Genomic DNA, 25,996 nt, shown 5'->3' with positions numbered 1-25,996 from the left:
CAAACCGCGGAGAATTTAGCGGCTAAAACGTTTTTTAATGGCAACGTTTCCCGACGCGGTGACCACCACGTCCCGATATCCCGCCACCCGCTGGATCCAGCCGTTGCTGTCCAGGTACGCGAGGAGCGCCGCGCCCGCCTCGCCCCCCAGATGAAACCGCCGCTCGCTCCAGTCAAGACAGGCACAGCAGGCCTTACGGCGCGGATTGGCGCTTAATGAAATACCGAGCGTCAGGAACTGTTCGCGTCCATACACGGTCAGGGCTGACCCATCCGTCTCCAGCCAGCCCTGCGCCTGCATAAAATCGTAGATTTGAACGGCCACCGTCCCTGCCAGATGGTCGTAACAGGTGCGGGCTTCACGCAGGGCTTTCGGGGCGGTGGTTTCCGGCGGGGTGATGTGGCTCCACGACAGCCCCATCATCTGCTCGACCAGTTCCGCCACGTCGTGTCCTGCCAGGCGGTAATAGCGATGCCGCCCCTGTGACAGGCAGGTAATCAGCTTTCCGTCCAGCAGACGGGTCAGGTGCCCGCTGGCAGTGGAGGGGGCGACATCTGCCGCCGCGCTCAGCTCGGTGGCGGTCCATGCCCTGCCATCCATCAGCGCACAGAGCATTTTCACACGCGACGGATCCGCCATGGCGGCGGCCACTGCCGCCATGGCCTGCTCCAGCAGCGCGCTGTTGTCAGGGGGTAAACGGGTCTTAAGCATTGACTGCCCATGGTCTGGTGATCTCTGCCGCCAGCTTATCATTATCCGTCAGCAGAATGAGGTGATTCGCATGGTCGCTGTACTGGGTCAGTACAGACACACCGTGAGCCGCTAACGCCGCGGCAATCTCGCCCAGCTCACCGGGGCGCGCCTGCTGCAGTTTTCTGATCAGCGGTTTACGGACTGATCGGACGTTAAACCCGCCCTCAAGCAGCACGCGACGGGCTTTTTCGCCCTCTTCCACCAGGAAATGGGCTTCGGTACCAAACACGCCGCCGCCCTCCAGCCCCACACCATTGCGCCCCAACAGCTGGCCAAATCGCGCCAGTTCCCCTGGCGTAGCGTCGAAAATCACATGAACGTCATACATCCGCATGCCCTCCGGTTTCTGAGGCGTATTCCCGCACCACCTGCGCCACCCGAATGCGGTAGTAGGTAAAGATGGCCTCCCGCCCCTCCCTCTGCGCCGCCTGATGAAAGACGTTCTGCTTCCAGCGACGGACCGCGTCTTCGTCCCGCCACCAGGAGAGGGAGAGAATTTTGCCGTCGGTGGTCAGGCTCTGGAAACGCTCGATATCAATAAACCCGTCGATATCCGCCAGCAGGGGCTTGAGTTCGGCTGCGAGCTGCAGGTAACGCGCCTGGTGGGCAGGCGCGGCCTGGGCTTCGAAAAGGACTGCAATCATGGTTGTCTCTCCGTTGTGAGGGTGCGGAGAGCATGCAGGAAAGAAAATGCGGATGCTTCGGTGAAGGGCGAAGTATTGTCGCCCGCTTCCCGGGAGGGCGACAAACGGTTATCCCAGAATCGACTTCGGCTCCATAAACGCGCGGATCCCCCACTCGCCCATCTCACGCCCCACGCCGGAGTGCCTGAACCCGCCAAACGGCGCTTTAGGCTCATGGGCCAGCGTGTTCACCAGCACGCGGCCCGCGACAATCTGCTGCGCCACGCGACGCGCACGTTCGACATCCCTGCCCAGCACCATCGCACTCAGGCCATACTCGGTGTCGTTGGCAATGGCGACGGCTTCGGCCTCGTCCTGATAAGGGAGCACACACAGTACCGGGCCGAAGATCTCTTCCCGGGCAATCGCCATCTGGTTAGTGACGTCAGCAAACAGCGTCGGGCGCACAAACCAGCCGTCCTGCGTGCCTTCTGGACGCCCTTCCCCCCCCACCAGCAGGTTTGCCCCCTCGTCGAGGCCTTTACGGATATAGCCCTGCACCCGCAGCCACTGTTTTTCACTGACCATCGGGCCAATTTCTGTCGCGTTATCCCGCGGATCGCCAGATTTCACGGCCGCGACGGCCTGCGCCAGAGCAGTTTCGATTTCCGCCTTACGCGACTGCGGTACCAGAATGCGCGTTCCGGCCACGCACGCCTGCCCGCTGTTCATAAACCCGGCCTGCACCACCAGCGGGATAGCCTGCGCCAAATCGACATCATCGAGCAGGATCGTCGGCGATTTACCGCCTAACTCCAGCGTCACCCGCTTAACACTCTCCGCCGCGTTGCGCAGTATCGCTTTGCCGGTAACGGTCGAACCGGTAAACGAAATTTTCGCCACGTCCGGATGGCGGCTGAGGGTCTCACCGACCGTATCGCCCCGTCCGGTGACAATGTTAAACACGCCCGGCGGTAACCCGGCATCGCGCAGCGCCTCGGTGACAATGCGGGTTTGCAGCGCGCTCATCTCGCTCGGTTTAATCACCGCCGTGCAGCCCGCCGCGAGCGCAGCCGCCAGTTTGCCGCAGATAAACCCCGCGTCGCTGTTCCACGGGGTAATAAGCCCGGCGACACCAAGCGGCGTCATCTGCACCGTTGCCGCCCCCGCCGTGGTCACAAACTCAAAGGCTTCCAGCGCCTCGATGGCCTGGGCAATGACATCTGCCGGGTAGCGGGCCATCCACGCCGAGCGCGAGGCTGGCGCGCCGTACTCTTCAATCACCGCGTCCAGCAGCGCATCATGACGGGCGGCCACGGCGGCATGCATGCGTTTCAGCGCGGCAATGCGTTCCTGTCGGGGGGTTTGCGACCATGTCGGAAACGCCGCTTTCGCGGCCGCGATGGCATGCTCAGCGTCTACCTCATCAGCCAGGCGAACCTGGCCAATCACCCGCGCCGTCGCCGGATTGTATAAATCAAAACGTTCGGTGCCGTGCGGGGTAACAAATTCGCCGTTGATAAAGATCTGTTCGATGTTGTGCATATAAACCTCCTCAGGCTGTATGGACACAGTCTGGCACGGCTTCTCCGTTGCGATAATCCACGCTATGCTGCAAGGGTTGTTTCGATTTTCAGGATAATCTATGCATCGTTCGGGTCTGACAGAGCTGGAAGTGGTCATGGCGGTGGTGCGGCGCGGCAGTTTTCGCGGTGCGGCACAGGAGCTGGGCATGTCCGCCACGGCGGTAAGTAACGCTATCGCCGGGCTGGAGAGCCGCCTGGAGACGCGCCTGTTTAACCGCACGACCCGCAGCGTGGCGCTTACCGACGCCGGGCAGCGCTACGTGGCGCGTATTGGCCCGGCCCTGCAGGCGATACGCCAGGCCAGCGAAGAGATCCACAGTGATACCGGCGAACCTGCCGGCACCCTGCGCTTAAACGTACCGAACCATATCGGTGCGCTCTTTCTGGATCAATTGCTGATCGACTTTATGATCCGCTACCCGAAAATGCGCGTCGAGACGCTAAGCGAAGCACGGATGATCGACATCGTCGCAGAAGGTTACGACGCCGGGATCCGTCTTGAAGAATCCGTGCCACAGGACATGATCGCCGTGCCGCTGACCGGTGAAATCCGCCAGCTTGTCACCGCCACGCCGGATTACTTTGCCCGCCACGGCACGCCGCACACGCCGGAGGATCTGCTCTTACATCAGGGGATCGGTATGCGCATGGCGCACGGTGGGATCTACCGCTGGGAGCTGGCGCGTCACGGGGAACAGTACGCCCTGGCGGTACCGCCGCGCTTTGCCACGTCCGATCTTTTCGCCTCGATCCGGGCCGTGAAGGCGGGATTAGGGATAGGGTTTTTACCGGAACTGTATATCCGGGAAGAGCTTGAAAGCGGGGAACTGGTGAGCGTGTTAAACGACTGGACGCAGCCGTTTGCCGGGCTGCGTTTGTACTATCCGGGGCATCGCCACGTCCCGCCAGGGTTACGGGCGCTGGTGGCGATGATCCGTGAGCGCGGGGTTATTCGAGGTTAGCTTTGTTCAGCCCGTAAGCCGCGTCCAGCGAGCCCGGCTCCATGCGGGACGTGATCCCCAGACGGTTCCAGGCGTTGATCGCCACAATGGCAAAGTTCAGCTCTGAAATCTCCACGTCCGAGAAGTGCTCCGCCACGCTGCGGTAGAGCGCATCGCTCACGCCATGCACGCTAATTTGCGTCAGCGCTTCGGCGAAGGCCAGCGCCGCTTTCTCACGGGCGCTGAACAGCGGGGACTCGCGCCATGCCGCCAGATGGTACAGGCGCAGCTCGCGTTCTCCGGCGATTTTGGCCTCTTTCGAATGCATATCCAGGCAGAAGGTACAGCCGTTCAGCTGTGAGACACGAATGTCGATCAGGTGCTTCAGCGCCGGGTCGAGAGAAGTTTTCGCCACTTCCATGCTCAGGTTGGACAGCGCGTTGGCGAGGGCAGGTGTGATCTTATGGTGGTTTACGCGGGTGCTCATTGTCTTTCCTCTTTTTTGTGCGGCATATGTCATGCGATGAGGACAATCTACGCGGATAATGACATAGTAAAAAGATACAAAAACCGTCAAATTAGGTAGGACATGAAACCGGGCTATCACGCTATTTATACCCGCTATCGCGACAACATCACGCGTGGCGTGCTAAAGCCTGGCGACAAAGTCCCCGCCATTCGCGTGCTGGCGGAAGAGCTGAAGGTGGCGCGCAAAACCGTTGAAACCGCTTACGCCATCCTGACGGGCGAAGGGTATCTGGTAAGCCAGGGGGCACGCGGCACGCGGGTCAACCCGGACCTGTTACTGCCCGCGCAGAACGCCCCTGCGGAGCAGACCACCGGCACGCTTCCGGCCTCGCTAATCGGCCAGCGCGAACGGGCAGGTTTTCTGCGCCCCGGCATTCCCTCCCTCGACAGCTTTCCCTATAAAAAATGGCTGCTGCTTTCAGGCCAGGCGACGCGCGCCATGCGCCAGGAAGAGATGCTGAATCCGCCCGTGCTGGGCTGGTATCCACTGCGCCAGGCGATTGCCAGCTACCTTAATATTTCACGCGGGCTCGCCTGCACCGCCGAGCAGGTGCTGATCACCAGCGGCTACAGCGGTAGCCTGCGCCTGATCCTCGATACGCTGGCCAGCCGCAGCGACAAGGTGGTGTTTGAAGATCCGGGCTACTTTATGGGCCAGCAGTTGCTCAAGCGGATCGTGCCGCGCCTGCACACCGTGCCGGTCGATCGCGCCGGGATCGATACGGAATACCTGCTGCGCCACCATCGCGATGCCCGCTTCGCCATCGTCACCCCGTCGCACCAGAGCCCGCTGGCGGTCACCCTTTCTCTGCCGCGTAAACAACAGCTTCTCGACTGGGCGAGTCAGAACGAGGCCTGGATTATTGAGGATGACTACGACGGGGAATTTCACTACACCCGCAAGGTGCTGCCGTCGCTAAAAAGCCTCGACCGGCACGACCGGGTCATTTTTATGGGCACCTTCAGCAAAACCATTATGCCGTCGCTGCGCATGGGCTACGTGGTGATGCCCGCCAGCACCCTCGGGGCCTTTACCGACTGCGCGGACATCGTCACCAGCGGCCAGCCGGTGCTGACGCAAAAGATCCTCACCGCCTTTCTCAACGAAGGCCATTTTTTCCGACATCTTAAGAAGATGCGGGCCCTGTATCAGACCCGGCGGGAGTGGATGATTAAGGCTTTACAGGAGGTGTATGGCGACCTGTTTTTCACCGAGCAAAACGACGGTGGGATGCACATCGTGGCATTCCTTTCGAAGGGGAGTTGTGACCGGGAAATCGCGCACTGCTGGCAAGCGCAGCAGCTGCAGGTTAACGCGCTCTCGGAGTGGTATCGCGGCTCCGGCAAGCGTTACGGACTGGTGATGGGCTATAACAACGTGCGCACGTATCAGGAGGCGGTGGCACTACTTGAAAGGCCAAAACAAGAAACGCTGGAATTACTACTCTGAAATCAGATAGCTATCCACGCCATAAAAGAACGTGATAAAGATACAATCTTGAGCCTTTTTTATATTTCTAAGGAAAAGAAAATGAAAGCCATTCTGGGATTTGACTACTTATTAACGCCACGCGTGCTGGTCTTCTTCTACTGGATCGTCATGCTGGTGATTTTGATTGCCGGCGTGTATTCCATGTTTACCGACCATCTGATCACCGGATTTATCGGGATGATTTTCAGCCTGATCGGCTGTCGCGTGACGTTCGAACTGATCATGGTCGCGTTTAAGAATAACGAATATCTGCGCCGCATCGCTGAAAACACCGCGGTGAAATCAGTCGAATAATCTCTCCGTTGCGCCGGGTAGGGGTTTCTCCTTACCCGGCCAGCGCCGACCCTGCCCGCTTACACATCATAGCGCGACAACCCGACATCCTTAAGCTGCTCGTCACTCATCTTGCTCAGGATGCGACGGGTGCGGTGAATACGGTACCAGTTGCGTAGCGTTTTGCCGATCCAGACAAAAACAATAAACGGACGTTTTGAACGGTTCTCGTAAAATTCCATGATGCTCTCCTCACTGTGCCAGTAGCGTTATCATCGTGGAATTCAGGGCGTACAATACAGATTCAAAAACATCTTTTGTTTAACATACAGATCCGCTAAAAGTGTATCTGCATGCCGTTTTTTGCGGCAATCTGTACTGGTTTACAATCTGTATGGTGAAAACAAAGGATACAGCATGACGCGCTACCAACATCTCGCCAACCTTCTGGCGGAACGCATTCAACAAGGGCTGTATCGCAGCGGTGAACGTCTGCCGTCGGTGCGCGCGCTGAGCCAGGAGCATGGCGTTAGCATCAGCACCATACAGCAGGCCTACCAGATCCTCGAAAATCTGCAGCTGATCACGCCTCAGCCACGCTCCGGCTATTTTGTCTCGCAACGTAAGGCCATGCCGCCCGTACCGGCAATGACGCGTCCGGTGCAGCGTCCGGTAGACGTCACCCAGTGGGATGAAGTGATGATGCTGCTGGATGCCCGTGCCGACAAAGAGATGATCTCCTTTGGCGGCGGCTCGCCGGACGTCAATCAACCGAGCCTGAAACCGCTATGGCGTGAAATGAGCCGCATCGCGCAGCACAACCCGGGCGAGATGCTGAGCTATGACGTGCTCGACGGTCGGCTCGAGCTGCGCGAGCAGATCGCACGGCTGATGCTGGACGGCGGCTCTACCGTGGCCGCGAATGAGATTGTCATCACCAATGGCTGCCACGGCGCGCTGTCGATTGCCCTGCTCTCGATATGCAAACCGGGCGATATTGTGGCCGTGGAATCCCCGTCGTTTCACGGCACCATGCAGATGCTGCGCGGGTTCAACATCAAAGCCATCGAAATTCCCACCGATCCCGAAACCGGGATCAGCATTGAAGCGTTAGAGCTGGCGCTGGAGCAGTGGCCCATTAAAGCGGTGATCCTGGTGCCCAACTGCAATAACCCGCTGGGTTTTATCATGCCGGAAGCGCGGAAGAAGCAGGTGCTGGCTCTCGCCCAGCGGCACGATATCGTGATCGTGGAGGATGATATTTACGGCGAGCTGGCGGCGGAATACCCGCGCCCGCGCACCATTCACTCCATGGACATTGATGGCCGCGTACTCCTGTGCAGCTCGTTTACCAAGACCGTGGCACCGGGCCTGCGCGTCGGCTGGATTGTGCCGGGGCGCTATTACGACCGGGTGATGCACATGAAATACGCTGCAGGCGGCTTTAACGTGCCGGGAACGCAGATGGCGGTGGCGGCGTTTATTCGCGACGGCCATTATCATCGTCACGTTCGCCGTATGCGCCAGATTTATCAGCAGAATATGGAAACCTATACCTGCTGGGTGCGGCAGTATTTCCCGGCGGAGATCTGCGTGACGCGCCCGCAGGGCAGTTTTTTACTGTGGGTGGAGTTACCGGAAAACGTCGACATGGTGTGCGTCAGCAAGCAGCTGTGCCGGCTGAAGATCCAGGCGGCAGCCGGGTCGCTGTTCTCTGCGTCCGGCAAGTACCGCAACTGCCTGCGGATCAACGTTGCGTTACCGCCAACGGAGAAGCATCGCGAGGCGCTGAAGAAGATGGGTGAGGCAATTGTGATTGCGATGGAGGCGTAGTGCGGCCTGATGCCCTCCTCCACCAGGCCGGGCAAGGCGTCACCGCCGCCCGGCACTGTCACCGACTCAAAACGTCCATGAAACGCTGCCAACGATACTGCGTTCCGCGCCGAAATAGCAGTAGGAGAGCGAGTTACACGCCGCCACATAGCGTTTATCGGTCAGATTATTGACGTTCAGCTGCGCGCTCATGCCCGTGAGCCCCACCTTCGACAGGTCATACCCCACCACCATATCCACCAGCGTATACGACGGCAGCGTATGGGTGTTCTGGCGATCGCTGGTAATGCCGTTGACGTAACGAACGCCGGAGCCGACGGTCAGGCCGTCCAGCGGGCCCGTTTTCACGTCGTAGCTGAGCCAGGCACTGGCCATATTCCGCGGCGCATAGACGGCGCGCTTGCCCTCCTCTTCCGGGCTGCTCTTCTTGTAGCGAATGTCGGTATAGGTGTACGCCGCCTGCATGCGCAGGCTGTCGGTCAGTTGACCCACCGCTTCCAGCTCAACGCCCTCGGACTCGATTTCACCGATGGAACGGTACGGATCGGTCGGCTCCTCTTTGGTGGCGATATTCTTCTGGTTGATGCGGAACACCGAGGCGCTGAACTGGCTGTTCATCCCCTCGGGTTCATACTTCACGCCCGCTTCCCACTGCTTGCCTTTCATCGGGTCCAGAATGTTGCCCTGCTCATCGGCGAAGCTGGTCGGCGTAAAGGCCGTGGAGTAGCTGACGTACGGCGCGACACCGTTATCAAACAGATACAGCAACGCCGCGCGGCTGCTGACGTTGTTCTTATCCAGGTCGCTGCGGGTATGGTTAACGTTATCAACGTTCGACACGCTTACCTGGTCATAGCGCCCGCCCAGCGTCAGGCGCCAGCGGTCAATGGACATCTGATCCTGCAGGTAGTACCCGGTCTGGCGCAGCTTATGTTTTTCCTTGCTGTACTGGGTGATGTAATCCGGTTTCGCACCGTAAACCGGGTGGAACGCGTCGATGGGCGGGAAACCGCCGTAGTAGCCGGTCACGTTATTGGTACGGTCCTGATAATCCAGGCCGATCAGCACGCGGTGGTTAACTGCCCCGGTATCGAAACTGCCGTCGACCTGGTTATCCAGCGTGATGGCATTCATCTTCTCGTCAGAACCGGAATAGCCGCGGTTGAGTTCGGTATCGTTCAGCCAGCCCGCGGCATATACCTGATTCAGCTCCACTTTGGTGTGCAGATAGCGCAGCTTCTGGCGCACCGTCCAGCCGCTGTCGAACATGTGCTCAATGTTGTAGCCCACCATGTTTTCCCGACGATCGTACTTGTCGTAATCATCCTCACCTTCAAAGAAGGTGTTGGTGATTTTCTTACCGTTATGCGGCACCACGGTGCCGTCATAAGGCAGGCCGGAGTGGCTCCCCCCTTCCGGATCGCGGTGCAGATAGGCCATCAGATCCAGACGCGTGTTATCAGTGATGCGCCAGGTCAGGCTCGGCATCAGCGCGTAGCGCTCTTCCTTCAGCGGATCAAACTGGGAATCGGCATAGCGGGTCATCCCGCTGAGGCGCACCGCCACGCGGTCGTTATCATCAACCGGGCCGGTGACGTCGAACATCGCCCCGCGCTGGTTATTGTTCCCGGCAAATAGCTTAATCTCCCCACCCGGATCGAACGACGGCTTGCGGGAGGTCAGCGCCACGATACCGCCCGGCGATGAACGGCCGTACAGCACGGAGGCCGGGCCACGCACCACCTCGATATTGTCGAGGAACCAGGGATCCACCACCAGCGAGCTGTGAGAGTTGGTGTCTCCCATCATCTTCAGGCCGTCGAGGTAGACGTTATCCAGACTGCCGTCGGAGAAACCGCGCAGCACCATGTAGTCGAAGCGGTTTGACGCGCCAATCTGGTTGCTGTAAACCCCCGGCGTGTAACTCACCGCCTGGCGCACGCTGGTCGCGCCCTGCTCTTCAAACTGCTCACGGGTAACGATAGAGACCGACTGCGGAGTCTCTATATCCGGCGTTTCAAGCTTGGTGGCAGCAGATTGCATCTGCGACGTGACCACAACGGTGTCCGTTTTTTGGGCATCCTGCGCCAGTAAAGGAAAAGCGACGCTACCGGTAACCCATCCCACCAGCAGTGCCAGACGTGACTTAGCAAACATAACCCTCTCCAAAGGTATTTCTTATTGTTAATAAGAATTATTACCTTTTTGAGAGGGCAAACAGCTATGCGCGCCGCCAGGATACGTATGCGCGGTGCTAAACCGCACGGGTTGCGTTCGCGTGAAGAGAAAAAGTAGGTTAGCGGCGTTTGCGCACGTCGCCCGGTGCAATACCGTAATGGCGACGAAACGCGGTAGCGAAATTGGTGGCGTGCTGATAGCCACACATCCACGCCGCCTGCTGCACGCTGTAGCCTTCAAGCAGATAGCGACGCGCCTGCGCGAGCCGACATTCGCGCAGGTAATCGAAAAGGGTACAGCCGTAGCGTTGACGAAACTTGCTGCGCAGGCTGCTCGGGCTCATGGCGGCGAGGGCGGCCAGCTGCGCAAGAGTATGATCCTGCTCCGGAGACTGTTCCAGCCTGCTGCGCACGCGTTCAAGACGCGCATGCTCAGGCCGGCACGGGAAGGATTGCTGGCGCTGCGCCAAACCCTGGCCCAGAAGCTGATACATCAGCCCTTCCAGCAACAGCTGACGGGATAACGCGCTTAGACCCTGCTGCTGAGCATGCTGGATCCCCGCAAGGACAAACTCAGGAACGTGCCAGACCAGAGTGGGCGCATTCAGGCTTTGCCATTCCTGGAGCAGTGACTCAAGCAGGGCCTCACGCCTGGCATCGTGTGGGAATAGACCAAACGAGAGCGTTTTCAGCGTGCTGTCGGCATCGTGACGCGCGCACATTATCTGCTCTTCACTCAGGCGGGAGCTGAAGGCCATGCCGGATCGTACGACATATTCAACGCCATTAAGCGCGATCGTGACGCCCCCTTCCAGCACCACCAGCATATAGAGTGGGCTGCTATGGCGAGAGGTGGTTTCGTAAGGTTGTAAAACGCGAACGTTGGAGTGGGTCAGTGAAATTCCGGATGAAAGCGTCATCTCTTCCACATTCCCCTGCAGCACAGCGCGGTTGTTGACCTGCGCATCTTTTAACTGCGGGAACCGGTAGTCGATGCCGTAGCGCTCACCGAATATCTGAAAATCCTCAACAAAAAACAGGCGTTTCGCTGATCTATTTTCACGCTGGAGCATATGACGGTGCCTGCATCGGGGAAAGGACAAACGAAACAGTACCATTCATTGGTGGTGGCAGCAATCACTGGGCATAAAACGTATTACGCTCCGGTCTGAGCCGGAGCGAAGAAATATATTTCAGTTAAAGAGATATATTTATGCTTGCTGCCATTCAGCAAAAACCTCTTTATGGTTTTTGGTCAGGACAACTTTATTATCATCCACTTTGTCCACCCAGCCGAGCGGTATAAAGTGGTGCTTACCACAGGATTCCGGATCGCTTTTCGCAAGCTTTATACGCTCGCCATCCAGATGGTCCACAACACCGACGTGTGTTCCGCAGCTGGCGACAACCTGAGCGTGATCCATAATTGCGTTTTTATCTACCATAATAATTCTCCCGTTTTGGTTATTTGGCCGTTGCACGGAATTAACTGTAGCGCATAAATTTGGCTTACGGGCGCTTATTAGCATTTTGAAACATCATTGACACAACAGGATATTATGACTACCGCGAGGCATAGCGAAGCATAATGAAAAAATAAGAATAAGATGAATTATTATCGATGTTTATTTTTTATTTCATAATTATATTATCGCAACCAACGAGGAGGCATTAATGACGATTCATAATATTCGTAATAATCGTACAGAAATTTCACTGGCTCTTGGTGAAGCGGTTTTAGACATTGTGCAAAAAGGCCACGAGCTGTCGCGTGAAAATCTGGCGCAGGCGATGAAAACAAAAGCAGAGAAGGAGCGCGACGATGAGCGGCTCCTGAATTACTGGAAAGCCTGTAATATGCTGGTCTGAACGAGGCGGCGTTTAGCCTGGCTAAACGCCGCCAGCCGTTACTCGTCGAAGAACCAGTAGCCCTGGTTAATCAGTCCGGTCAGTTCGTCAATAAACGCCGGATTGTTCAGCGCCTCGCCCAGCTCCGCCTGGCCGAGTTCCGTGTAGCGACACAGCACGTCCGCAGCCTTTGCATCTACCGTTTCCAGCAGTTCGCTGTTGATGAAGACGCTGCCGTTGATATTCAACACGCGCAGACCGCTCAGGCGAGACAGCGTTTCGCCACCCTGCAATGCATCACGCACTTCTTCTGCCGTGTACGGCGGTTCTGCGGTGGCAATATCCAGCTCATGGCGCGGCGTCGAGACAAAGCTACCGAACCATTTTGTGAAATCATCAGGTTTGCTGATCATGTCGATCATCATCTGGCGAATACGATCCAGCTCGTACTGTTCCACGCGTCCAGGGTGTTCGCGGCAGGTCAGATCCGGATCGCTGTAGTGCTCGCCGCCCAGATCGTTTTCCAGCGCGTAATCGGCAAAGCTGCTGATCAGATCACGGCCGTTCGGCCCGCGGAAACCGACGGAGTAGTTGAGCGCCGTTTCGTGGGTAAAGCCGTCGTGCGGGAAGCCTGGTGGAATGTAAAGGATATCGCCCGGGGCCAGATCTTCGTCGATGATCGGCTCAAACGGATCAACGTGCAGCAGAGCCGGATGCGGGCAGAACTGGCGCATTGGCAGCTTGTCACCCACGCGCCAGCGGCGGCTTCCCATCCCCTGAATGATAAACACATCGTACTGATCGATATGCGGGCCCACGCCGCCGCCAGGGACAGAGAAGGAGATCATCAGGTCATCCAGACGCCAGTCTGGCAAGACGCGGAACGGGCGCACCAGCTCCGCTGCAGGCATGTGCCAGTGGTTTACCGCCTGCGCCAGCAGCGACCAGCCGGTTTCGCCCAGGCCATCGAAGTGCTCAAACGGACCATTGCTGGCCTGCCATTTACCGTTGGAATGGCTGACCAGACGGCTATCGACTTCAGGCTCCATCGCCAGCCCTGCCAGTTCGTCTGGGGTAATCGGGTCAACAAAATTGGGGAAGGCATTTTTCAGCACTACGGGTTGTTTCTGCCAGTATTTTTCAAGAAATTCCGGCCAGTTCAGGTTCAGTTGATACGCCATGGGTAGCACCAGTGAGAGGGTAAACAGGCGCGATTATAGGGGAGACGGTCAAGGGGGAACTTGTCATGGGTCAAACGAGAGGAGAAGGCCGGCGCAAACGTCCGGCCCTGAGGGATCAATCCAGCTTCAGATCGTCATAATGCGTAATCAGTTTACCCACAATGCCGTAGTCCAGCGCTTCTGCCGGAGACATCCAGAAGTTGCGGTCGGTGTCTTTTTTCACTTTTTCCAGCGGCTGGCCGGTGGCGTCAGCAATCAGCTTGTTCACGCGATCCAGCATGCGGATGATCTCGCGCGCTTCAATCTCAATATCCGTCGCCTGACCACGCACGCCACCCAGCGGCTGGTGGATCATAAAGCGGGTGTTGGGCAGAGAGTAGCGATGTTCTTTTTTCGCCGCCAGGAAGATGGTGATCCCGGCGCTCGCCACCCAGCCGGTGCCGATGATGTGTACGTCCGGACGGATGAACTTGATGAAGTCATGGATGGTATCACCCGCTTCCACGTGGCCACCCTGGCTGTTGATGTACAGCTTGATCGGATCGTTGCTCACGCTTTGCAGCAGGATCAGTTGGGTAATGACTTTTTGCGCCAGTTCCTGGTTGATCTCACCGGAGATAACAATCGAGCGGGACTCGAGCAGTTTTTGCTGCAGCGCGCCCGCGCCGTTTGACCCTTCCGCTTTATCCTTATCGCCTTCTTTCAGTGTGTAGTGCATTGTTATGTCCTCAGCATTTAGCGCTCAAAACCAGAGTGTAGCCTGTTTTACCGGTCAAAGTCCTCAGGCGCACACAATGCGAACATCCTGCGCCGCAAACGCGTCGATAACGTCCTGTTTAATATTCGCGTCCACCACCAGCACATCAATGTCCCGGCTCTTTGCCACGACAAAGCGCGCCACGCCGGGAAGCTTGTCAGCAGTCAACGCCACGATGGTCTGGTTGCTCTGGGCGATCACTGCTTTTTTGAACGCACAGTCGGCAAAATCAAAGCCGGTCAGCCCCATCTCAGGATCCATCGCACAGCCACCGATAAAGGCCTGATCAAAGATAATCCCCTCAAGCTGGCTTGCAGCCGTGGTACCCACCGTCGCGCCGGACGCCCGCTGGATCTGCCCGCCGGTGATGATCACCTCGCACAGCGGATGTTGCAGCAGCGCGGTCGCGATGGCCGGGGAGTTGGTCACCACCGTCACGCTGAGTTCGGCAGGAAGGGCTTTCGCCAGCGCCAGATTGGTGGTGCCCGTATCCATAAAGATACAGCCACCTGCCTTGATCAGCGTTGCCGCTTTCTGCGCGATTGTGGCTTTTTGTGCACTGTTTTCCTGCTCGCGGCGGCTAAATGTCCCCGCATCCGGCAGCTGAAGTACCGCGCCACCGTAGACCTTTTTACAGAAGCCCTCTTTGCTAAGCTCATGTAAATCACGGCGAATGGTGTGCTCGGAGACCTTCATTTGTGTCGCCAGTTCGGTGCACACCACCCTTCCGCTCTCCTGAAGGATCTGACGGATCAGCGCTTGTCGTTGCTCCGGAAAAGCAGCATAATCGAGCATTATAAGTCCTATAAAATAACAAAACCGAGCATCAAAGCGCATAATGTTGCACTGCGCGTGCTCTGTCAATCAGCACTCACCGCGAGGATAACAATGAACATTGCCCATGTTGCACTCTGGACCCGACACCTTGATGCACAGGTACAGTTCTGGGAAACGGTTTTTGGCGGACGCCGTAATGAACGCTACCTCAGCAAAAATCGCCCGGGCTTTGCGTCACATTTTATTACCCTGGATGGCGGGCCAACCCTTGAACTGATGACGGTGCCGGACCTGCCCGACGCCCCGGCTCATCCGGAGTTTATTGGCTGGGCGCATATCGCCATTCACGTCGGCAGCCAGGCTGATGTGGACCGTATGGCGGCGCAGGCGCAGTCAAACGGCACCCTGCTCAGCGCCCCCCGCATGACCGGGGATGGGTTTTATGAGGCAGTGATTGCGGACCCGGACGGCAACCGGATTGAGCTCACAGGAGAGTAAAAGACATAACGCCTGCCATGCAGGCGTTAATGTTTAATTCACCGTGGCCGGGCGCGCCAGATTTTCCTCGCCCTCACGTTGCTGCGCTTTCTCGTGCTGACGCTCCGCCAGCAACCGGCAAATCTCCGCATGCTTCTCCTCGGTAAAGGTAAAGCGCGACATAAACCCAAGCCGGATCAGCGAGCCGATGGCGGGCAGCAGACAGATACCAAAGAACAGCCCCGACAGCACGCCGTCACTCTGGGTTTGCGCCTGCGGGACATAGCCGATCATCGTCAGAAACACGCCGATTAACCCACCGCCGACCGCCACCGACATCTTGCCGGTAAAGGTCTGTCCGGAGAAGGTGATCGCCGCACAGCGCTTGTGGGTGTGGTACTCCGCATACTCGATGGTGTCGGCAATCATCGACGAGGTGAGAATGTTGGACATCATCACAAACAGCGTACTCAGGCCAAGCAGGATAAACAGCATCGCCGTCTGCTGATAACCCACAAACCACATCACCACGCGTACCGCGACATCCAGTCCGCAGAGGATCATAAACAGCTTCCGCTTCTGCATCCTGCGCGTCAGCATCGGGGCGACGAGACACACCACCGCCGCCATAATCCCCATCACGCCGATCGCCATCTGCAGGCTGCCGTCACCCATATTGTTGATAAAGAAGTAGATGTAGAGACCGCCGGCCACGTTATGGAACACGCAGAAGAAGAACGACAGCAGAACGATAAACAGCGGCTTGTTCTGGCGCAGGTTATAGAAGGTGTCACGTATCGTCACCTTTTCCGGACTCGGCGGCACACGCTCCTTAATCTGCATAAAGCCGTTGAGCATCAGCGGCAGGCCGACCAGCATCATCACCAGCGCCGCCATAAAATAGCCTTTGTCGTTGCTGTACTGGGTAAAGAACGCCGCCAGTTTCGGAAAGAAAATGTTGGCGCAGGCAATCCCGGCATTAACCCCCAGCATGGCCGCCGTCACCGCGCGGGTGCGCTGCCCGGAGTCGTTAGTCATCACCGACGACATCGACCAGAACGGGATATCAGAGATGGCGTACAGCGTTCCCCACAGAATGTACGTCACCCCGGCGTAGAGAATTTTGGTGGTCATGTCCGCTTCGATTTTATAGAACGACAGCAGCGTGACGCCGGTAATGAGTAACGGGGCGATCAGCAAAAAGTGGCGAAACTTGCCGAACCGGGTGTTAATGGTGTCCATTATGCTGGCAAATAGCGGGTCGTGAACCGCATCCCACGCGCGGGCAATCAGGAAGATGGTACTCGCCGCCAGCGCCGAAATCCCGAGCACGTCGGTGTAAAAATAGTTAATAAACGAACCCACTAAACCAAAGCTAAAACACTGACCTAATCCATAACCAAAATAAGACCACAACTCGCGAGACGGTATTTTCATTGTCATTGCCATAGTGCGTACCTGGTTGCCCGGCGGCAGGCCGCCGGGTCGATATTATTAGCCCTGCGCTTTCGGGGCGATCTTACGGAGCTTCTTCATTAAGGCCATTTCACTGCGCGAGAACGGGATACCGTTCTCCTCAAAGACGTCGTGGAACCAGAGGCGGCAGTAGTCCGTAGACTCCTTCATCACCACCGGCCACGGCAGCCACGTCTGGGTTTTACCGCGCACCAGCCCCCACTGATACGGCGCGACCTTCGCCGTGTACATCAACGGGAGCTGCTCCTCGAGGGTGCTGCCCACGTGGCGGGCCAGCCATTCGGTGCAGAAGATTGGCCGCCCAAGCGCCTGCAGCTGCTGGATAATCGCGGTCATGCGTCCGGTGTTGGTGTAAGCGTGGAAGCTCACCACGTCGGATAGCGCCAGCGCGGTTTGATCCAGCGGATGCTGATAAAACGTCTCGTCCTCCTCTTCCGCCGGCAGACGCCACGCGCAGACGGTGAGCGGCTGAGTGGGATCCTCTTCACGCACCCACCGGAACGCCAGCTTCATCAGCTCATGCGCGCAGGTCTCCAGCTTCGCGTCGTACTGCACCTCCTGCGTACCGGTCGCAAAAATGCCGCGGTTGCCCGGCTCGTTATACAGATCCCACAGCAGTACGCGCTCATCGTCGCGGAACTGGCGGATAACGTCGCGGATATAGCGCTCAATCTGCGGCCAGCAGTCGGGATTGCAGACTTTATCGCGCCCCGGGCTCGCTGCCGCCTGGCTGTTGTGCTTGCCCGGCACCGGCGGCTTTTGCGGCCCCAGATACGGCTCGTCGCCGGAGAAACCGCAGTCGTCCATCAGGGTCAGCATGGTGCTGAACCCGTGGCTGTCGGCCATCGCCAGAAACGCGTCGATGCGCGCCATCAGGCCGTCGCGGTCGTGTTCCCAGACAATAAACGGCAGGTTGATGCGCAGGGTGTTGTAGCCCACCTCCGCCGCCCAGCCCAGTTCGCGGTCAATGGTATCGGCATCGAAGGTCTCTTCCTGCCAGATATCGGTCCAGTTCACCGCCGTTGACGGTAAATAGTTAAACCCACACAGCCAGCCTTTTTGCTGATACCACGCCTGCGCCTGCTCCCTGCTCCACTGCTCTTTCATTACGCGTCCTCTTACTGATAATATTTAGCTAATAAATATTAGTTGCGGGATAAATGCGCAATTCATGACGCTCCGAAAAGCGACAGCCTTCACAAAGTTCATGCAGGCGCGAATAAGAAACGTGATCGACGGCGCGTAAGCGAACAGTTAGGGTATGATGCGGTGTCGCGAGAGGGAGAGGACGGATGAAGCGAAAAACAAAAGTCACGATGAACGATATTGCGCGGACGGCGGGGGTGTCGCAGGCGACGGTATCGCTGGTGCTCAACCAGTCCCGTAACATCAAGCTCAGCGACGAGACCCGCCAGCGGGTGATCGGCGTGGCGACCGAGCTCGGTTATGACCGCCTGCCTGCCATTCACGCCCCGCGCAACCAGGAGGAAATCGCCCTGCTGGTAAGTTCCCTGCAAAGCTTTGATCCCTTTATCGATGCCATCAGTCAGGCGCGGGAAGCCGCATGGCGCAACGAAGCGCTGCTGACGGTGTACGACTACGGTGATGACGTAGAGCTGGCGCTGAACATTATCCGCCAGCTGGAGAAGCGCAACTGCGTGGGGATTATCCTCGCCTCCCCCGTTACCACGCTTGTCGACATGACCGCTTTTCAGGACTGCACCCGCATTCCACTGGTGCTGCTCAATCAGCGCGACCCCGGCTCGCCGCTGCTGCCGTCGTTTATTCCGGACGACTACGCCAACGCCTTCCAGGTGACCAAACACCTGATCGCCTGCGGCGCAACGCGTATCGCCCACATCACCGGCGAGAGCTGGATGGAGGCCTCCCGCCAGCGGCTGGCCGGCTATCAGGCCGCCTTACAGCAGGCCGGTTTAGCCTGTGACGAGAGTCTGGTGCGCCAGACCAACTGGCAGTTCAGCGAATCCTTTACCGCCACCACCTCTCTGCTGGCGCTGGACGAACGCCCGGACGCCATCTTCTGCGCCAGCGACTGGCTGGCGATCGGCTGCTATCAGGCGCTGGCGGTAAACGGCGTGCGCATCCCGCAGGATATGCTGCTGGCGGGCTACGACGACCAGAAGATCTCCGAGCAACTCACCCCACCGCTGACCAGTATCCAGCTCCCCTACAGCGAACTCGGACGGCTGGCGGTGGAGTACCTGTGCAATCAGGAAGATGCCGCCACCCATGTGACGCTGGCGGGCAGGCTGAAGGTACGGACATCAAGCCTCGTCTGAGGTGAAGACCATTCCGGCATAGGGTTTCTCCCGGCACGCCGCCAGCCGCGCGCCGAGGTTGCCTACGTGCAGCTCCAGCTTGTGCCCGTCCGGGTCGAGAAAATAGAACGATGCCCCCTCGCTTTTGTTCTGCTTCCAGACGGTAACGCCCGCCTGCTCCAGCTTGTGTGAGAACGGTTCAAAATCTTCCGCCGCAACGGTAAACGCGTAATGGGTATAGTCGCTCTCCTGCGGCGGCACATACTGGCGCGCCTCGTCGTACGACAGGCAGACCCACAGATCGCCGCAGGTAAGATAGGCCCCGGTATTCCAGCGGGCGTGCAACGTCAGCCCCAGCAGCTCGTGCCAGAAGGTAACGCTTTTTTGCAGGTCGCTGACCGCGAGGGTCAGATGGTTGAGTGATTGCAGCATGACGTGCCCTTTTGTTTTTTGCGCCAGACGTGGTACGGTAACTTCATGAACATAAACCACGCCGTGCTCACCGTAAACCGCTGGTGGCTGCCTTCTTAAAGGCGGCACGGAGTAGTTTTCCCCATTTTCAGATAGCCGCCGAAAGGCGGCTTTCACATTTCTAAGACCCCTTTCGGCAATTGCACATTAAGGAGTCTTTATGAACGTTCAAACCATCCTCACCGGCGACCGCCCAACCGGCCCGCTGCACCTGGGCCATTTCGTCGGTTCGCTGCGCCAGCGCGTGGCGCTACAGCAGACGCATAACCAGTATGTCTTGATTGCCGACCTGCAGGGGCTGACCGACAACGGCAGCAACCCGCAAAAAATCCGCGACAACATCCCTGAAGTGCTCGCCGACTACCTCGCCGCCGGCATCGACCCGAACCTGACGACACTCTGCCTGCAGTCCGCCCTGCCCGCTCTCGCCGAGCTGACAATGTTGTATATGAATATCGTCACCGTCGCCCGCGTCGAGCGTAACCCGACGGTGAAAAACGAGATCGCGCAGAAAGGCTTTGCCCGCTCGCTGCCGGTCGGTTTTATGGCCTATCCCATCAGCCAGGCGGCGGACATCACTGCGTTCAAAGCCGAGTGCGTCCCCGTCGGCGACGACCAACTGCCGATGATTGAACAGACCAATGAGATTGTGCACAAGATGAACAGCCTGTTGCCTGCCCCGGTGCTGCGCCACTGCAAAGCGATGCTCAGCGACACCGGCCGCCTGCCCGGCATCGACGGCAGCGCCAAGATGTCGAAATCGCTGGGCAACACCCTGCACCTTTCTGCCAGTGAAGAGACGATTCACCGTGCGGTCAGCGCCATGTACACCGATCCGAACCACCTGAAGGTGAGCGACCCGGGGCAGATTGAGGGAAACGTGGTGTTTACCTACCTCGACGCGTTTCATCCGGACAAAGCGAAAGTGGCAGCGATGAAGGCGCATTATCAGGTGGGCGGACTGGGTGACCGGGCATGCAAGAACGAGCTGGAGGCGTGCCTGCAGGAGCTGATTGCACCGATGCGGGAACGCAGAGCGATGTATATCCGTGACAGGGGGGAATTGATGGCGATGCTGAAGCGCGGCACGGAACGGGCGCAGGCGGTGACGCAGGGGACGCTGAGGGAGGTGAAGGTTGGGCTGGGGGTGCCGATGTTTAGTTAAGTTAGTTTGAGCGGTGGAGTGCGTGGGATTGGCATGAAACCGCTTATTGTCTCATTTAAGATAATATTAATGCCCTTAATAATTCTTAATTTTTCGTGTAGATTATATAAATTGCTTTAATTGCATTAATATTACATCGATATTACTCTTTAAAACAGATTTAAAGAGATACTATGGCTGACGTAGAAGATATAGCGAGGAGATTATGCAATATAATCTCCTCGCCTGATACCGTGACTGGACTTATAAATGGAGGGCTATCTGTACCGTTAGATTATGGATATCGGGTTTATGGTCTCGTTGACACGGACACACGATATACACGCAAGACTGAGAAAATAACAATAGAAAAACCAAAAACAAACACTACGGCAGGGTCATATGAGTAAGTTTACCATCCCAATTATAAACCTGCTTTTTTGCTCATATTTAATTTTTGCCTATAGTCTTTGCTGGATTGAATTCGACACATGGCATGATAAAACAATCGCCTTTTCCATCATTACTATGAGTGCTTACATTATTTCATTAGTACTCAATAGATTACTGCCAGGAAAGATACTTACTTTAGGTGGGATCCTGAACGTGTTATCAGGCCCTGTGCTCGTGGTAGGTGTATTTGCTTGCATAGCTATCCTTGAGCCGTGGCCTTTGAAAATTCCTGGCTTATTCATATGGGTCGTGGCGATGTTATATCTACCTTCTTTTATAAACATTTAATAGAACAGTGTGGTGCCGGGTGCCTCCCGGTGAGCAAAGCCCGCATAATGACGTTAACCTATAAATTATGCCCCACCGCACAGGGGGATTCACCACAACACGAAGTATATGAAAAATGCCGCGATAAAAAAGCTATTCAAACCGACAATAAGACAACAGTCATTTCGCCATTTTGCTTAATCATGCGCTGCCAGACACACTACCGCATTCATCCTTCGGATTATAAAGCATGTCCAGCGGAATAAATCATTGCTATCTCTTTAATAGCCTCAACTTTGGCCATCTTATTAACCTTTCGATTTATTGATGTATTTCATTTTTGTGCCAGGATTTTTAACGAATAAAAATGAATGCACGGAAGATGCCCTACCTCTCCTCCGGCAAAGATATGGACAAATAAGATGAAACTCAGGATAACATTACTTTCAGTACTGCTGGCGCTTCCGCTATTTGCTCAGGCGACCTGCAACGTACCGGAGACGCTCTCCGGCAAAATCTTTATTAATAAAACTGATCCGCTATGGTCTGTGCAAAACCCCAATGCCGATAGCCTGCTCCGGCTGGAGTTCACTGACGATACGTATACCAGCCATATCTTGCGCACAGGCAATAAGGTGCAAGGGAAATACCGTTATGAAGTTTTTAAAAGCCAAACAGGCCTGGCACACAGTGTAGGCATTCTGGAAGCAGAGGAGGATTTTCAGGGCCAGACGACGCTGTTTACCCTCACGCTCGTCTGCCTTAGCGACAGGACCGGCACCTTTGTCTACAACCAGCGCCAGGGCGCCATTAAACCGGATATCAGGCAGAACACGGGGGTCTGGATAGTTCAGGATCCTGCGACCTGAAAAAACCTACTGCCATCCGGGACATTTTCCCTTAAGCATAATCGTGAAAAAGGACAAACAGATGAACACCTACCACGCATTCCCCTGGCAACGGGTTGTTAGCGCGCAGGGCTATACGGCGGAATCAAAGGAAAATGTGATTCACTTCACCGACACGCTGTTCTGTATCGACGGTAGCGGTACCATTGTGGATATTATTCAACATAACGATGGCGCGTTCCGGCACGTACGTGACGCCGCCCGTAAAGCGGGTAAGCTCACTGAACTTTCTTCTGACCAGTATCTTCTGCCCGGCCTGATCGATTTGCATGTCCACGCCCCGCAGTGGCCTCAGATGGGCAAGGCGCTGGATAAACCGCTTGAGAAGTGGCTGAATGACTACACGTTCCCGCTGGAAGCCCGATACGCCGACGTCGATTTTGCCCGCCGAAATTATACAGAACTGGTCAGCGCGTTGTTGGCGAACGGCACAACAACCGCCGTCTACTTCGCCACCCTGCACACTGAAAGCAGCGTCGAGTTGGCCCGCATATGTCTGGCCCAGGGGCAGCGCGCCCTGGTGGGCCGCGTCGCGATGGACGATCCCTCCCAGTGCCCTGACTATTATCGGGACGAAACGGCGGCATCGGCCGAGGCGGAAACGCGTGCATTTATTCGCGCTGTCGCAGAGTTACCCGGTAATACGGCAAAACGTGTGCTCCCGGTTATCACCCCGCGGTTTATTCCCTCCTGCACGGACGACCTGCTGAAAAGACTGGGCACAGTGGCGAGAGAAACAGGCTGCCACGTGCAAACCCATTGCTCAGAAAGTGACTGGGAACATGGTTACGTTAAAGAACGCCTGGGGAAAACGGACACCGTGGCGCTGCGTGATTTTGGCCTGTTGACCCAAAAAACCATCCTCGCGCATTCAAACCACATTGAAGATGACGATGCTGACCTGATTAAGAAAACGGGGGCTGGCGTCGCGCACTGCCCCCTTTCAAATTTCTATTTTGCCAATGCAGTATTCCCTCTGCGAGCAATGCTGGACCGTGGACTGAACGTCGGGTTAGGCACCGATATTGCCGGTGGCCATAGCCCCTCGGTATTTGATGCCTGCCGCCATGCCATCACCGCCAGTAAAGCCCTGAATGATGGCGTCGATGCCCGTATTAAACCGGAACACCGCGGCAGACCAGGCTCGGCAGTCAGCTTCAAGGAAGCATTCTGGTTGGCGACAGCCGGTGCGGGTGGCGTGCTTGAGCTGCCTGTAGGAAAGCTGGAGGTCGGATACCAGTTCGATGCCATCGTTATCGATACCCGGGCTGCAGGAAGCGATATTTATATTCATCCTGCTGAAGACCAGCCTGAAGATAAACTGCAAAAAATCATCTTTAACGCCAGGCGAAATAACATCAGCCGTGTCTGGGTAGACGGAAAAGCCGTGAAAGTTCAGTAAGATCATACAGCGGCACCGTCTGCGGCATCATCGTGGCTCCCTGTGAAATGCTTTCTTTTCTCAGGGAGAGGTATGCCCGAAGCGAACCTGGTGTAAACACGAAGCAGGGATTCTCCGCATGGCTGAACCAGCAAGCGGGGAGCTGAAGTTTTGCAGCGACCTGTTTGCCCCCCGTGTTCGGCCATTGTCATCTTCCCTGCTAAGTTTGAAATGACCTGAGTACACGTCTGCACGAAAATGCGCGCGCCAGCCAAACATGTTCTCACCCTGTTTAGCCCTTTTTCACCTCGTAATCCGGTAGCAAGAATCGAGTGATAAAGGTATTGAGCGCGTTGGTATCAGGTAGCGCGGTCAGCGCCCCTTTGCGCGTTGTCGCGAGGGCACCGCAGGCGCTGGCCTGAGCAATGGACTGGTGGAGTTGTTCAACATTCTGCGGCATCCCGCGATGTGCAATCCAGGCCAGCAACCCTGCGACAAACGCGTCGCCAGCCCCGGTTGTATCAATACTGTTGACGGTATAACCGTCGAAATGAATAACGCTGTCGCGCCACAGCACCATGGCACCTTGCTCACCGTAGGTCACGACTTTGAGTTGCGCGGGCAGAGCATTGAGAGCATTAAGCGCATGGGAAAAATCGTGAGAGCCTGTCATCCAGTGCCATTCTTCTTCCGAGAGTTTAAGAATGTCGGCCTGGGCGGCGAAATGACGCACCGTCTCGAGCATTTCATGCTTATCGGGCCACATTTGCTCCCGTAAATTCACGTCGAAACTCAGTAATCCCCCACGCTGTTTTACATGGCTGATGGCGGTGACGAGCGTATGACGACACGTTTCGGCGACCAGGGCCAGAGAGCAGAAGTGCAGAATATCTTCGCTAAAGTCGGGCAGCGCATCGGGTGTTAAAAATTGATCCACGGAGGGGTTGGTTAAAAACGTAAATCCACGCTCGCCAGCGCGGCCCAGAGAGACCAATACCGTGCTGGTTCTGTGCTGATTATCCCACTGCAGACTTTCGGTTGAAACGCCTGCGTCAGACAACGTTTTCTTCAGAAAATAACCAAAGTCATCCTCACCGACCCGGCCAATAAAACCACTCTGGCAGCCCAGACGCGCAGCGCCAATTGCCACATTGAACGGGGCACCTCCTGCGCAGGCCTGATATTGCATGTCTGAAAGCGGTAGAAGATCCACCACTGCATCGCCAAGAGTCCAGATATTCATGACATTTCCTCAATAATAATTAACTTTTTAAATGCGACCTGCGGGAAGGTCAGTTTTTTAATAGCGCTTAAGCGTCAACAGGTGCCATGGATTATCCAGGCATACGGTTTAAAAGTTATAATCCAGCATCAGCTTATATTCGGTGGTAATAGCCTCACCGTGGGTCACCCAGCTTCCGTCCTGTTTTATCAACGAGCCAGTAACTTCTCCGGACACGGTAAAACGAGAGGTCAAAGGATAATTCGCCGATACCTTCAGGAAGCGGTTGCGGGTATTCTGGAAGACTTCGCCATCTTCAGGCTGCGCATTGTATTTCTTATAATGGCCATACCCGCCGCTGAGCGTTGTGGATAATTTCCCCCAGTTGCGCCAGACCCCGACTGACGTGGTCCAGCTTTTTTCGTCAATATCGCCCCACTGCGCCCTGTCTAAAATGGCAGAGGCAAATTGCTGGCGGAACCAGACGCCGGTGGTGTTATTAATAATATATTGCACGCCAGGCTCAATCTGAAATGAACGCACGTCGCGGTCATTTTGCGATCCACCGCTGCGGCGGTGATCGATCTGCTGATACAAATAGTTAAAGAATGAGAAATTGTCCGTAACCCGAAGATCGGTAAAGAACTTAACGCGGCCTTGCCAGCGGTCCTCGATTGAGGCGCTTCCACCCATAACATCCCAGCCATAGCGCAGACGTTTGTAAAAATATTCATGGCCGATGATCAACTGAGTCCACTGGTTTTGGCTGAGGTAAGACTGATCCTCCCACGTCCCGTTATAGTGGGTGGTTCTGCCCTCAGAAAAAGCCAGATACCAACCGGGTAACGCATCGTGTCGCATCACGCCTTGTACAAACGTCAGTGAATCATTCCCGTTGTGGAAATGGCTGTTACGCCAGTTATTGTCCTCAATGGCATATTTCATCTTCAGTTGGCCATGAACGCGGCCACCGGCAGGATTGGAGGAGCGGGCTGAGGTCCACATAACCTCTTCATCCAGATAGGACCACGGGTCCACGGCAACAACCTTTCCCGAGGGGTCCTTCATGATGCTCATGCTCGCATTCGCCAGCGCGGGAAACAGAAGAGCAAAAATAACAGACAGGGCATGATAGTTTTTCATAATAAT

Annotated in this window: 27 protein-coding genes and 1 pseudogene; 11 read left to right on the top strand and 17 right to left on the bottom strand. The window is 56.5% G+C overall.

Annotation, left to right across the window (positions count from 1 at the left end; all coding sequences use genetic code 11):
* Positions 1-15 precede the first annotated feature (15 nt).
* The 4 genes from AB6731_RS13270 to AB6731_RS13255 all read right to left on the bottom strand — a co-directional run bounded on the left by AB6731_RS13270 (position 16) and on the right by AB6731_RS13255 (position 2,921).
* Positions 16-711 carry an ArsR/SmtB family transcription factor gene (locus tag AB6731_RS13270; RefSeq protein WP_371006468.1) on the bottom strand — a complete coding sequence of 232 codons (696 nt, stop codon included), beginning with the start codon at positions 709-711 and terminating at the stop codon, positions 16-18.
* Entirely contained in the window at positions 704-1,081 is a 378-nt protein-coding gene (locus AB6731_RS13265) for a hypothetical protein (RefSeq protein WP_041162412.1), read from the bottom strand. Before AB6731_RS13265 ends, AB6731_RS13270 begins: the two co-directional genes overlap by 8 nt.
* Positions 1,074-1,397, bottom strand: coding sequence for an antibiotic biosynthesis monooxygenase (locus AB6731_RS13260; protein ID WP_025205658.1), 324 nt, complete (start codon positions 1,395-1,397; stop codon positions 1,074-1,076). Before AB6731_RS13260 ends, AB6731_RS13265 begins: the two co-directional genes overlap by 8 nt.
* A 108-nt stretch (positions 1,398-1,505) precedes the next feature.
* The gene (locus AB6731_RS13255) at positions 1,506-2,921 is read right to left on the bottom strand and encodes an aldehyde dehydrogenase family protein (RefSeq protein WP_371006466.1); all 1,416 of its coding nucleotides are present in this window, start codon (positions 2,919-2,921) and stop codon (positions 1,506-1,508) included.
* Between the two features lie 100 nt (positions 2,922-3,021).
* On the opposite strand from AB6731_RS13255, the gene AB6731_RS13250 reads away from it, so the two are divergent.
* Complete coding sequence (locus AB6731_RS13250) at positions 3,022-3,924, top strand: LysR family transcriptional regulator (protein WP_020885327.1); 903 nt, start codon at positions 3,022-3,024, stop codon at positions 3,922-3,924.
* Here AB6731_RS13250 and AB6731_RS13245 read toward each other — a convergent pair.
* Entirely contained in the window at positions 3,911-4,390 is a 480-nt protein-coding gene (locus tag AB6731_RS13245; protein WP_020885328.1) for a carboxymuconolactone decarboxylase family protein, read from the bottom strand. The two genes, AB6731_RS13250 and AB6731_RS13245, sit on opposite strands and share 14 nt — an antisense overlap.
* Before the next feature lie 102 nt (positions 4,391-4,492).
* On the opposite strand from AB6731_RS13245, the gene AB6731_RS13240 reads away from it, so the two are divergent.
* Positions 4,493-5,881: a PLP-dependent aminotransferase family protein gene (locus AB6731_RS13240; protein WP_331704784.1), complete on the top strand. Its 1,389-nt coding sequence runs from the start codon at positions 4,493-4,495 to the stop codon at positions 5,879-5,881.
* Between the two features lie 81 nt (positions 5,882-5,962).
* The gene (locus tag AB6731_RS13235) at positions 5,963-6,217 is read left to right on the top strand and encodes a DUF4282 domain-containing protein (RefSeq protein WP_020885330.1); all 255 of its coding nucleotides are present in this window, start codon (positions 5,963-5,965) and stop codon (positions 6,215-6,217) included.
* Between the two features lie 59 nt (positions 6,218-6,276).
* On the opposite strand, the gene AB6731_RS13230 is transcribed toward AB6731_RS13235, so the two are convergent.
* A complete protein-coding gene (locus AB6731_RS13230) occupies positions 6,277-6,438 on the bottom strand; it encodes a DUF1127 domain-containing protein (protein WP_014168457.1) in 162 nt (53 codons plus the stop codon).
* Positions 6,439-6,613: 175 nt separating this feature from the next.
* Between AB6731_RS13230 and AB6731_RS13225 the strand changes: the two genes are divergently transcribed.
* Positions 6,614-8,029 carry a PLP-dependent aminotransferase family protein gene (locus tag AB6731_RS13225; RefSeq protein WP_020885331.1) on the top strand — a complete coding sequence of 472 codons (1,416 nt, stop codon included), beginning with the start codon at positions 6,614-6,616 and terminating at the stop codon, positions 8,027-8,029.
* Between the two features lie 66 nt (positions 8,030-8,095).
* Here AB6731_RS13225 and foxA read toward each other — a convergent pair whose 3' ends face one another.
* The 3 genes from foxA to AB6731_RS13210 all read right to left on the bottom strand — a co-directional run bounded on the left by foxA (position 8,096) and on the right by AB6731_RS13210 (position 11,651).
* Complete coding sequence (gene foxA, locus AB6731_RS13220; protein ID WP_108647525.1) at positions 8,096-10,204, bottom strand: ferrioxamine B receptor FoxA; 2,109 nt, start codon at positions 10,202-10,204, stop codon at positions 8,096-8,098.
* A 121-nt stretch (positions 10,205-10,325) separates the two neighbouring features.
* Complete coding sequence (locus AB6731_RS13215; protein WP_252068496.1) at positions 10,326-11,279, bottom strand: AraC family transcriptional regulator; 954 nt, start codon at positions 11,277-11,279, stop codon at positions 10,326-10,328.
* Between the two features lie 138 nt (positions 11,280-11,417).
* Complete coding sequence (locus AB6731_RS13210) at positions 11,418-11,651, bottom strand: DUF2171 domain-containing protein (RefSeq protein ID WP_047356928.1); 234 nt, start codon at positions 11,649-11,651, stop codon at positions 11,418-11,420.
* 229 nt (positions 11,652-11,880) lie between these two features.
* Here AB6731_RS13210 and AB6731_RS13205 point away from each other — a divergent pair, with 229 nt between their 5' ends.
* Positions 11,881-12,075 carry a DUF2767 family protein gene (locus tag AB6731_RS13205; RefSeq protein WP_014168453.1) on the top strand — a complete coding sequence of 65 codons (195 nt, stop codon included), beginning with the start codon at positions 11,881-11,883 and terminating at the stop codon, positions 12,073-12,075.
* A 38-nt stretch (positions 12,076-12,113) separates the two neighbouring features.
* Here AB6731_RS13205 and AB6731_RS13200 read toward each other — a convergent pair whose 3' ends face one another.
* The 3 genes from AB6731_RS13200 to AB6731_RS13190 form a co-directional block, all read right to left on the bottom strand.
* Positions 12,114-13,235, bottom strand: a complete 1,122-nt coding sequence (locus AB6731_RS13200; RefSeq protein ID WP_020885336.1) for a cupin domain-containing protein — start codon at positions 13,233-13,235, stop codon at positions 12,114-12,116.
* 115 nt (positions 13,236-13,350) lie between these two features.
* A complete protein-coding gene (locus AB6731_RS13195) occupies positions 13,351-13,953 on the bottom strand; it encodes an ATP-dependent Clp protease proteolytic subunit (protein WP_014168451.1) in 603 nt (200 codons plus the stop codon).
* A 63-nt stretch (positions 13,954-14,016) separates the two neighbouring features.
* Positions 14,017-14,787: a DeoR/GlpR family DNA-binding transcription regulator gene (locus AB6731_RS13190; RefSeq protein WP_371006465.1), complete on the bottom strand. Its 771-nt coding sequence runs from the start codon at positions 14,785-14,787 to the stop codon at positions 14,017-14,019.
* 93 nt (positions 14,788-14,880) lie between these two features.
* Between AB6731_RS13190 and AB6731_RS13185 the strand changes: the two genes are divergently transcribed.
* Positions 14,881-15,267 carry a VOC family protein gene (locus AB6731_RS13185; protein ID WP_020885338.1) on the top strand — a complete coding sequence of 129 codons (387 nt, stop codon included), beginning with the start codon at positions 14,881-14,883 and terminating at the stop codon, positions 15,265-15,267.
* A gap of 33 nt (positions 15,268-15,300) precedes the next feature.
* Here the strand turns inward: AB6731_RS13185 and AB6731_RS13180 are convergent, their stop codons facing one another.
* Positions 15,301-16,695, bottom strand: a complete 1,395-nt coding sequence (locus tag AB6731_RS13180; RefSeq protein ID WP_371006464.1) for an MFS transporter — start codon at positions 16,693-16,695, stop codon at positions 15,301-15,303.
* A 45-nt stretch (positions 16,696-16,740) separates the two neighbouring features.
* Positions 16,741-17,829, bottom strand: coding sequence for a cellulase family glycosylhydrolase (locus AB6731_RS13175; protein ID WP_371006462.1), 1,089 nt, complete (start codon positions 17,827-17,829; stop codon positions 16,741-16,743).
* Between the two features lie 185 nt (positions 17,830-18,014).
* Between AB6731_RS13175 and AB6731_RS13170 the strand changes: the two genes are divergently transcribed.
* Positions 18,015-19,022 (top strand): LacI family DNA-binding transcriptional regulator, encoded by a 1,008-nt coding sequence (locus tag AB6731_RS13170; RefSeq protein ID WP_047954993.1) that lies wholly within the window; start codon positions 18,015-18,017, stop codon positions 19,020-19,022.
* Here AB6731_RS13170 and fosA read toward each other — a convergent pair.
* A complete protein-coding gene (gene fosA / locus AB6731_RS13165) occupies positions 19,008-19,433 on the bottom strand; it encodes a FosA/FosA2 family fosfomycin resistance glutathione transferase (RefSeq protein ID WP_371006506.1) in 426 nt (141 codons plus the stop codon). The genes AB6731_RS13170 and fosA overlap by 15 nt on opposite strands.
* Positions 19,434-19,632: 199 nt before the next feature.
* Here fosA and trpS point away from each other — a divergent pair, with 199 nt between their 5' ends.
* From trpS to guaD, 4 genes and pseudogenes are all read left to right on the top strand, one after another.
* Positions 19,633-20,637, top strand: a complete 1,005-nt coding sequence (gene trpS / locus AB6731_RS13160; RefSeq protein WP_371006461.1) for a tryptophan--tRNA ligase — start codon at positions 19,633-19,635, stop codon at positions 20,635-20,637.
* 173 nt (positions 20,638-20,810) lie between these two features.
* A pseudogene (locus AB6731_RS13155) lies at positions 20,811-20,978 on the top strand (hypothetical protein); the annotation flags it as partial.
* 780 nt (positions 20,979-21,758) lie between these two features.
* On the top strand, positions 21,759-22,205 hold the full coding sequence (locus AB6731_RS13150) for a hypothetical protein (RefSeq protein ID WP_150343544.1): 447 nt from the start codon (positions 21,759-21,761) through the stop codon (positions 22,203-22,205).
* A gap of 61 nt (positions 22,206-22,266) precedes the next feature.
* Positions 22,267-23,646: a guanine deaminase gene (gene guaD / locus AB6731_RS13145; protein ID WP_322416184.1), complete on the top strand. Its 1,380-nt coding sequence runs from the start codon at positions 22,267-22,269 to the stop codon at positions 23,644-23,646.
* A gap of 271 nt (positions 23,647-23,917) precedes the next feature.
* On the opposite strand, the gene AB6731_RS13140 is transcribed toward guaD, so the two are convergent.
* On the bottom strand, positions 23,918-24,868 hold the full coding sequence (locus tag AB6731_RS13140) for an aminoimidazole riboside kinase (protein ID WP_371006460.1): 951 nt from the start codon (positions 24,866-24,868) through the stop codon (positions 23,918-23,920).
* A gap of 108 nt (positions 24,869-24,976) precedes the next feature.
* A complete protein-coding gene (locus tag AB6731_RS13135; RefSeq protein ID WP_063925699.1) occupies positions 24,977-25,990 on the bottom strand; it encodes an OmpG porin family protein in 1,014 nt (337 codons plus the stop codon).
* Positions 25,991-25,996 lie beyond the last annotated feature (6 nt).

The organism is Enterobacter sp. RCC_40, assembly GCF_041360735.1.
Classification (GTDB): Bacteria; Pseudomonadota; Gammaproteobacteria; order Enterobacterales; family Enterobacteriaceae; genus Enterobacter; species Enterobacter ludwigii.
Note: the sequence above shows the minus strand (reverse complement) of the source record. Positions and strands in the feature narration are given on the sequence as shown.

Bases quoted from the DNA above. Each gene is read 5' to 3' on its own strand.
- trpS (WP_371006461.1), top strand. From the start codon at position 19,633: ATGAACGTTCAAACCATCCTCACCGGCGACCGCCCAACCGGCCCGCTG.
- guaD (WP_322416184.1), top strand. From the start codon at position 22,267: ATGAACACCTACCACGCATTCCCCTGGCAACGGGTTGTTAGCGCGCAG.
- AB6731_RS13150 (WP_150343544.1), top strand. From the start codon at position 21,759: ATGAAACTCAGGATAACATTACTTTCAGTACTGCTGGCGCTTCCGCTA.
- AB6731_RS13195 (WP_014168451.1), bottom strand. From the start codon at position 13,953: ATGCACTACACACTGAAAGAAGGCGATAAGGATAAAGCGGAAGGGTCA.
- AB6731_RS13205 (WP_014168453.1), top strand. From the start codon at position 11,881: ATGACGATTCATAATATTCGTAATAATCGTACAGAAATTTCACTGGCT.
- AB6731_RS13230 (WP_014168457.1), bottom strand. From the start codon at position 6,438: ATGGAATTTTACGAGAACCGTTCAAAACGTCCGTTTATTGTTTTTGTC.
- AB6731_RS13250 (WP_020885327.1), top strand. From the start codon at position 3,022: ATGCATCGTTCGGGTCTGACAGAGCTGGAAGTGGTCATGGCGGTGGTG.
- AB6731_RS13240 (WP_331704784.1), top strand. From the start codon at position 4,493: ATGAAACCGGGCTATCACGCTATTTATACCCGCTATCGCGACAACATC.
- fosA (WP_371006506.1), bottom strand. From the start codon at position 19,433: ATGCTGCAATCACTCAACCATCTGACCCTCGCGGTCAGCGACCTGCAA.
- AB6731_RS13140 (WP_371006460.1), bottom strand. From the start codon at position 24,868: ATGAATATCTGGACTCTTGGCGATGCAGTGGTGGATCTTCTACCGCTT.
- AB6731_RS13170 (WP_047954993.1), top strand. From the start codon at position 18,015: ATGAAGCGAAAAACAAAAGTCACGATGAACGATATTGCGCGGACGGCG.
- AB6731_RS13180 (WP_371006464.1), bottom strand. From the start codon at position 16,695: ATGGCAATGACAATGAAAATACCGTCTCGCGAGTTGTGGTCTTATTTT.
- AB6731_RS13200 (WP_020885336.1), bottom strand. From the start codon at position 13,235: ATGGCGTATCAACTGAACCTGAACTGGCCGGAATTTCTTGAAAAATAC.
- AB6731_RS13260 (WP_025205658.1), bottom strand. From the start codon at position 1,397: ATGATTGCAGTCCTTTTCGAAGCCCAGGCCGCGCCTGCCCACCAGGCG.
- AB6731_RS13225 (WP_020885331.1), top strand. From the start codon at position 6,614: ATGACGCGCTACCAACATCTCGCCAACCTTCTGGCGGAACGCATTCAA.
- AB6731_RS13235 (WP_020885330.1), top strand. From the start codon at position 5,963: ATGAAAGCCATTCTGGGATTTGACTACTTATTAACGCCACGCGTGCTG.
- AB6731_RS13215 (WP_252068496.1), bottom strand. From the start codon at position 11,279: ATGCTCCAGCGTGAAAATAGATCAGCGAAACGCCTGTTTTTTGTTGAG.
- AB6731_RS13245 (WP_020885328.1), bottom strand. From the start codon at position 4,390: ATGAGCACCCGCGTAAACCACCATAAGATCACACCTGCCCTCGCCAAC.
- AB6731_RS13135 (WP_063925699.1), bottom strand. From the start codon at position 25,990: ATGAAAAACTATCATGCCCTGTCTGTTATTTTTGCTCTTCTGTTTCCC.
- AB6731_RS13210 (WP_047356928.1), bottom strand. From the start codon at position 11,651: ATGGTAGATAAAAACGCAATTATGGATCACGCTCAGGTTGTCGCCAGC.
- AB6731_RS13265 (WP_041162412.1), bottom strand. From the start codon at position 1,081: ATGTATGACGTTCATGTGATTTTCGACGCTACGCCAGGGGAACTGGCG.
- AB6731_RS13255 (WP_371006466.1), bottom strand. From the start codon at position 2,921: ATGCACAACATCGAACAGATCTTTATCAACGGCGAATTTGTTACCCCG.
- AB6731_RS13190 (WP_371006465.1), bottom strand. From the start codon at position 14,787: ATGCTCGATTATGCTGCTTTTCCGGAGCAACGACAAGCGCTGATCCGT.
- AB6731_RS13270 (WP_371006468.1), bottom strand. From the start codon at position 711: ATGCTTAAGACCCGTTTACCCCCTGACAACAGCGCGCTGCTGGAGCAG.
- AB6731_RS13175 (WP_371006462.1), bottom strand. From the start codon at position 17,829: ATGAAAGAGCAGTGGAGCAGGGAGCAGGCGCAGGCGTGGTATCAGCAA.
- AB6731_RS13185 (WP_020885338.1), top strand. From the start codon at position 14,881: ATGAACATTGCCCATGTTGCACTCTGGACCCGACACCTTGATGCACAG.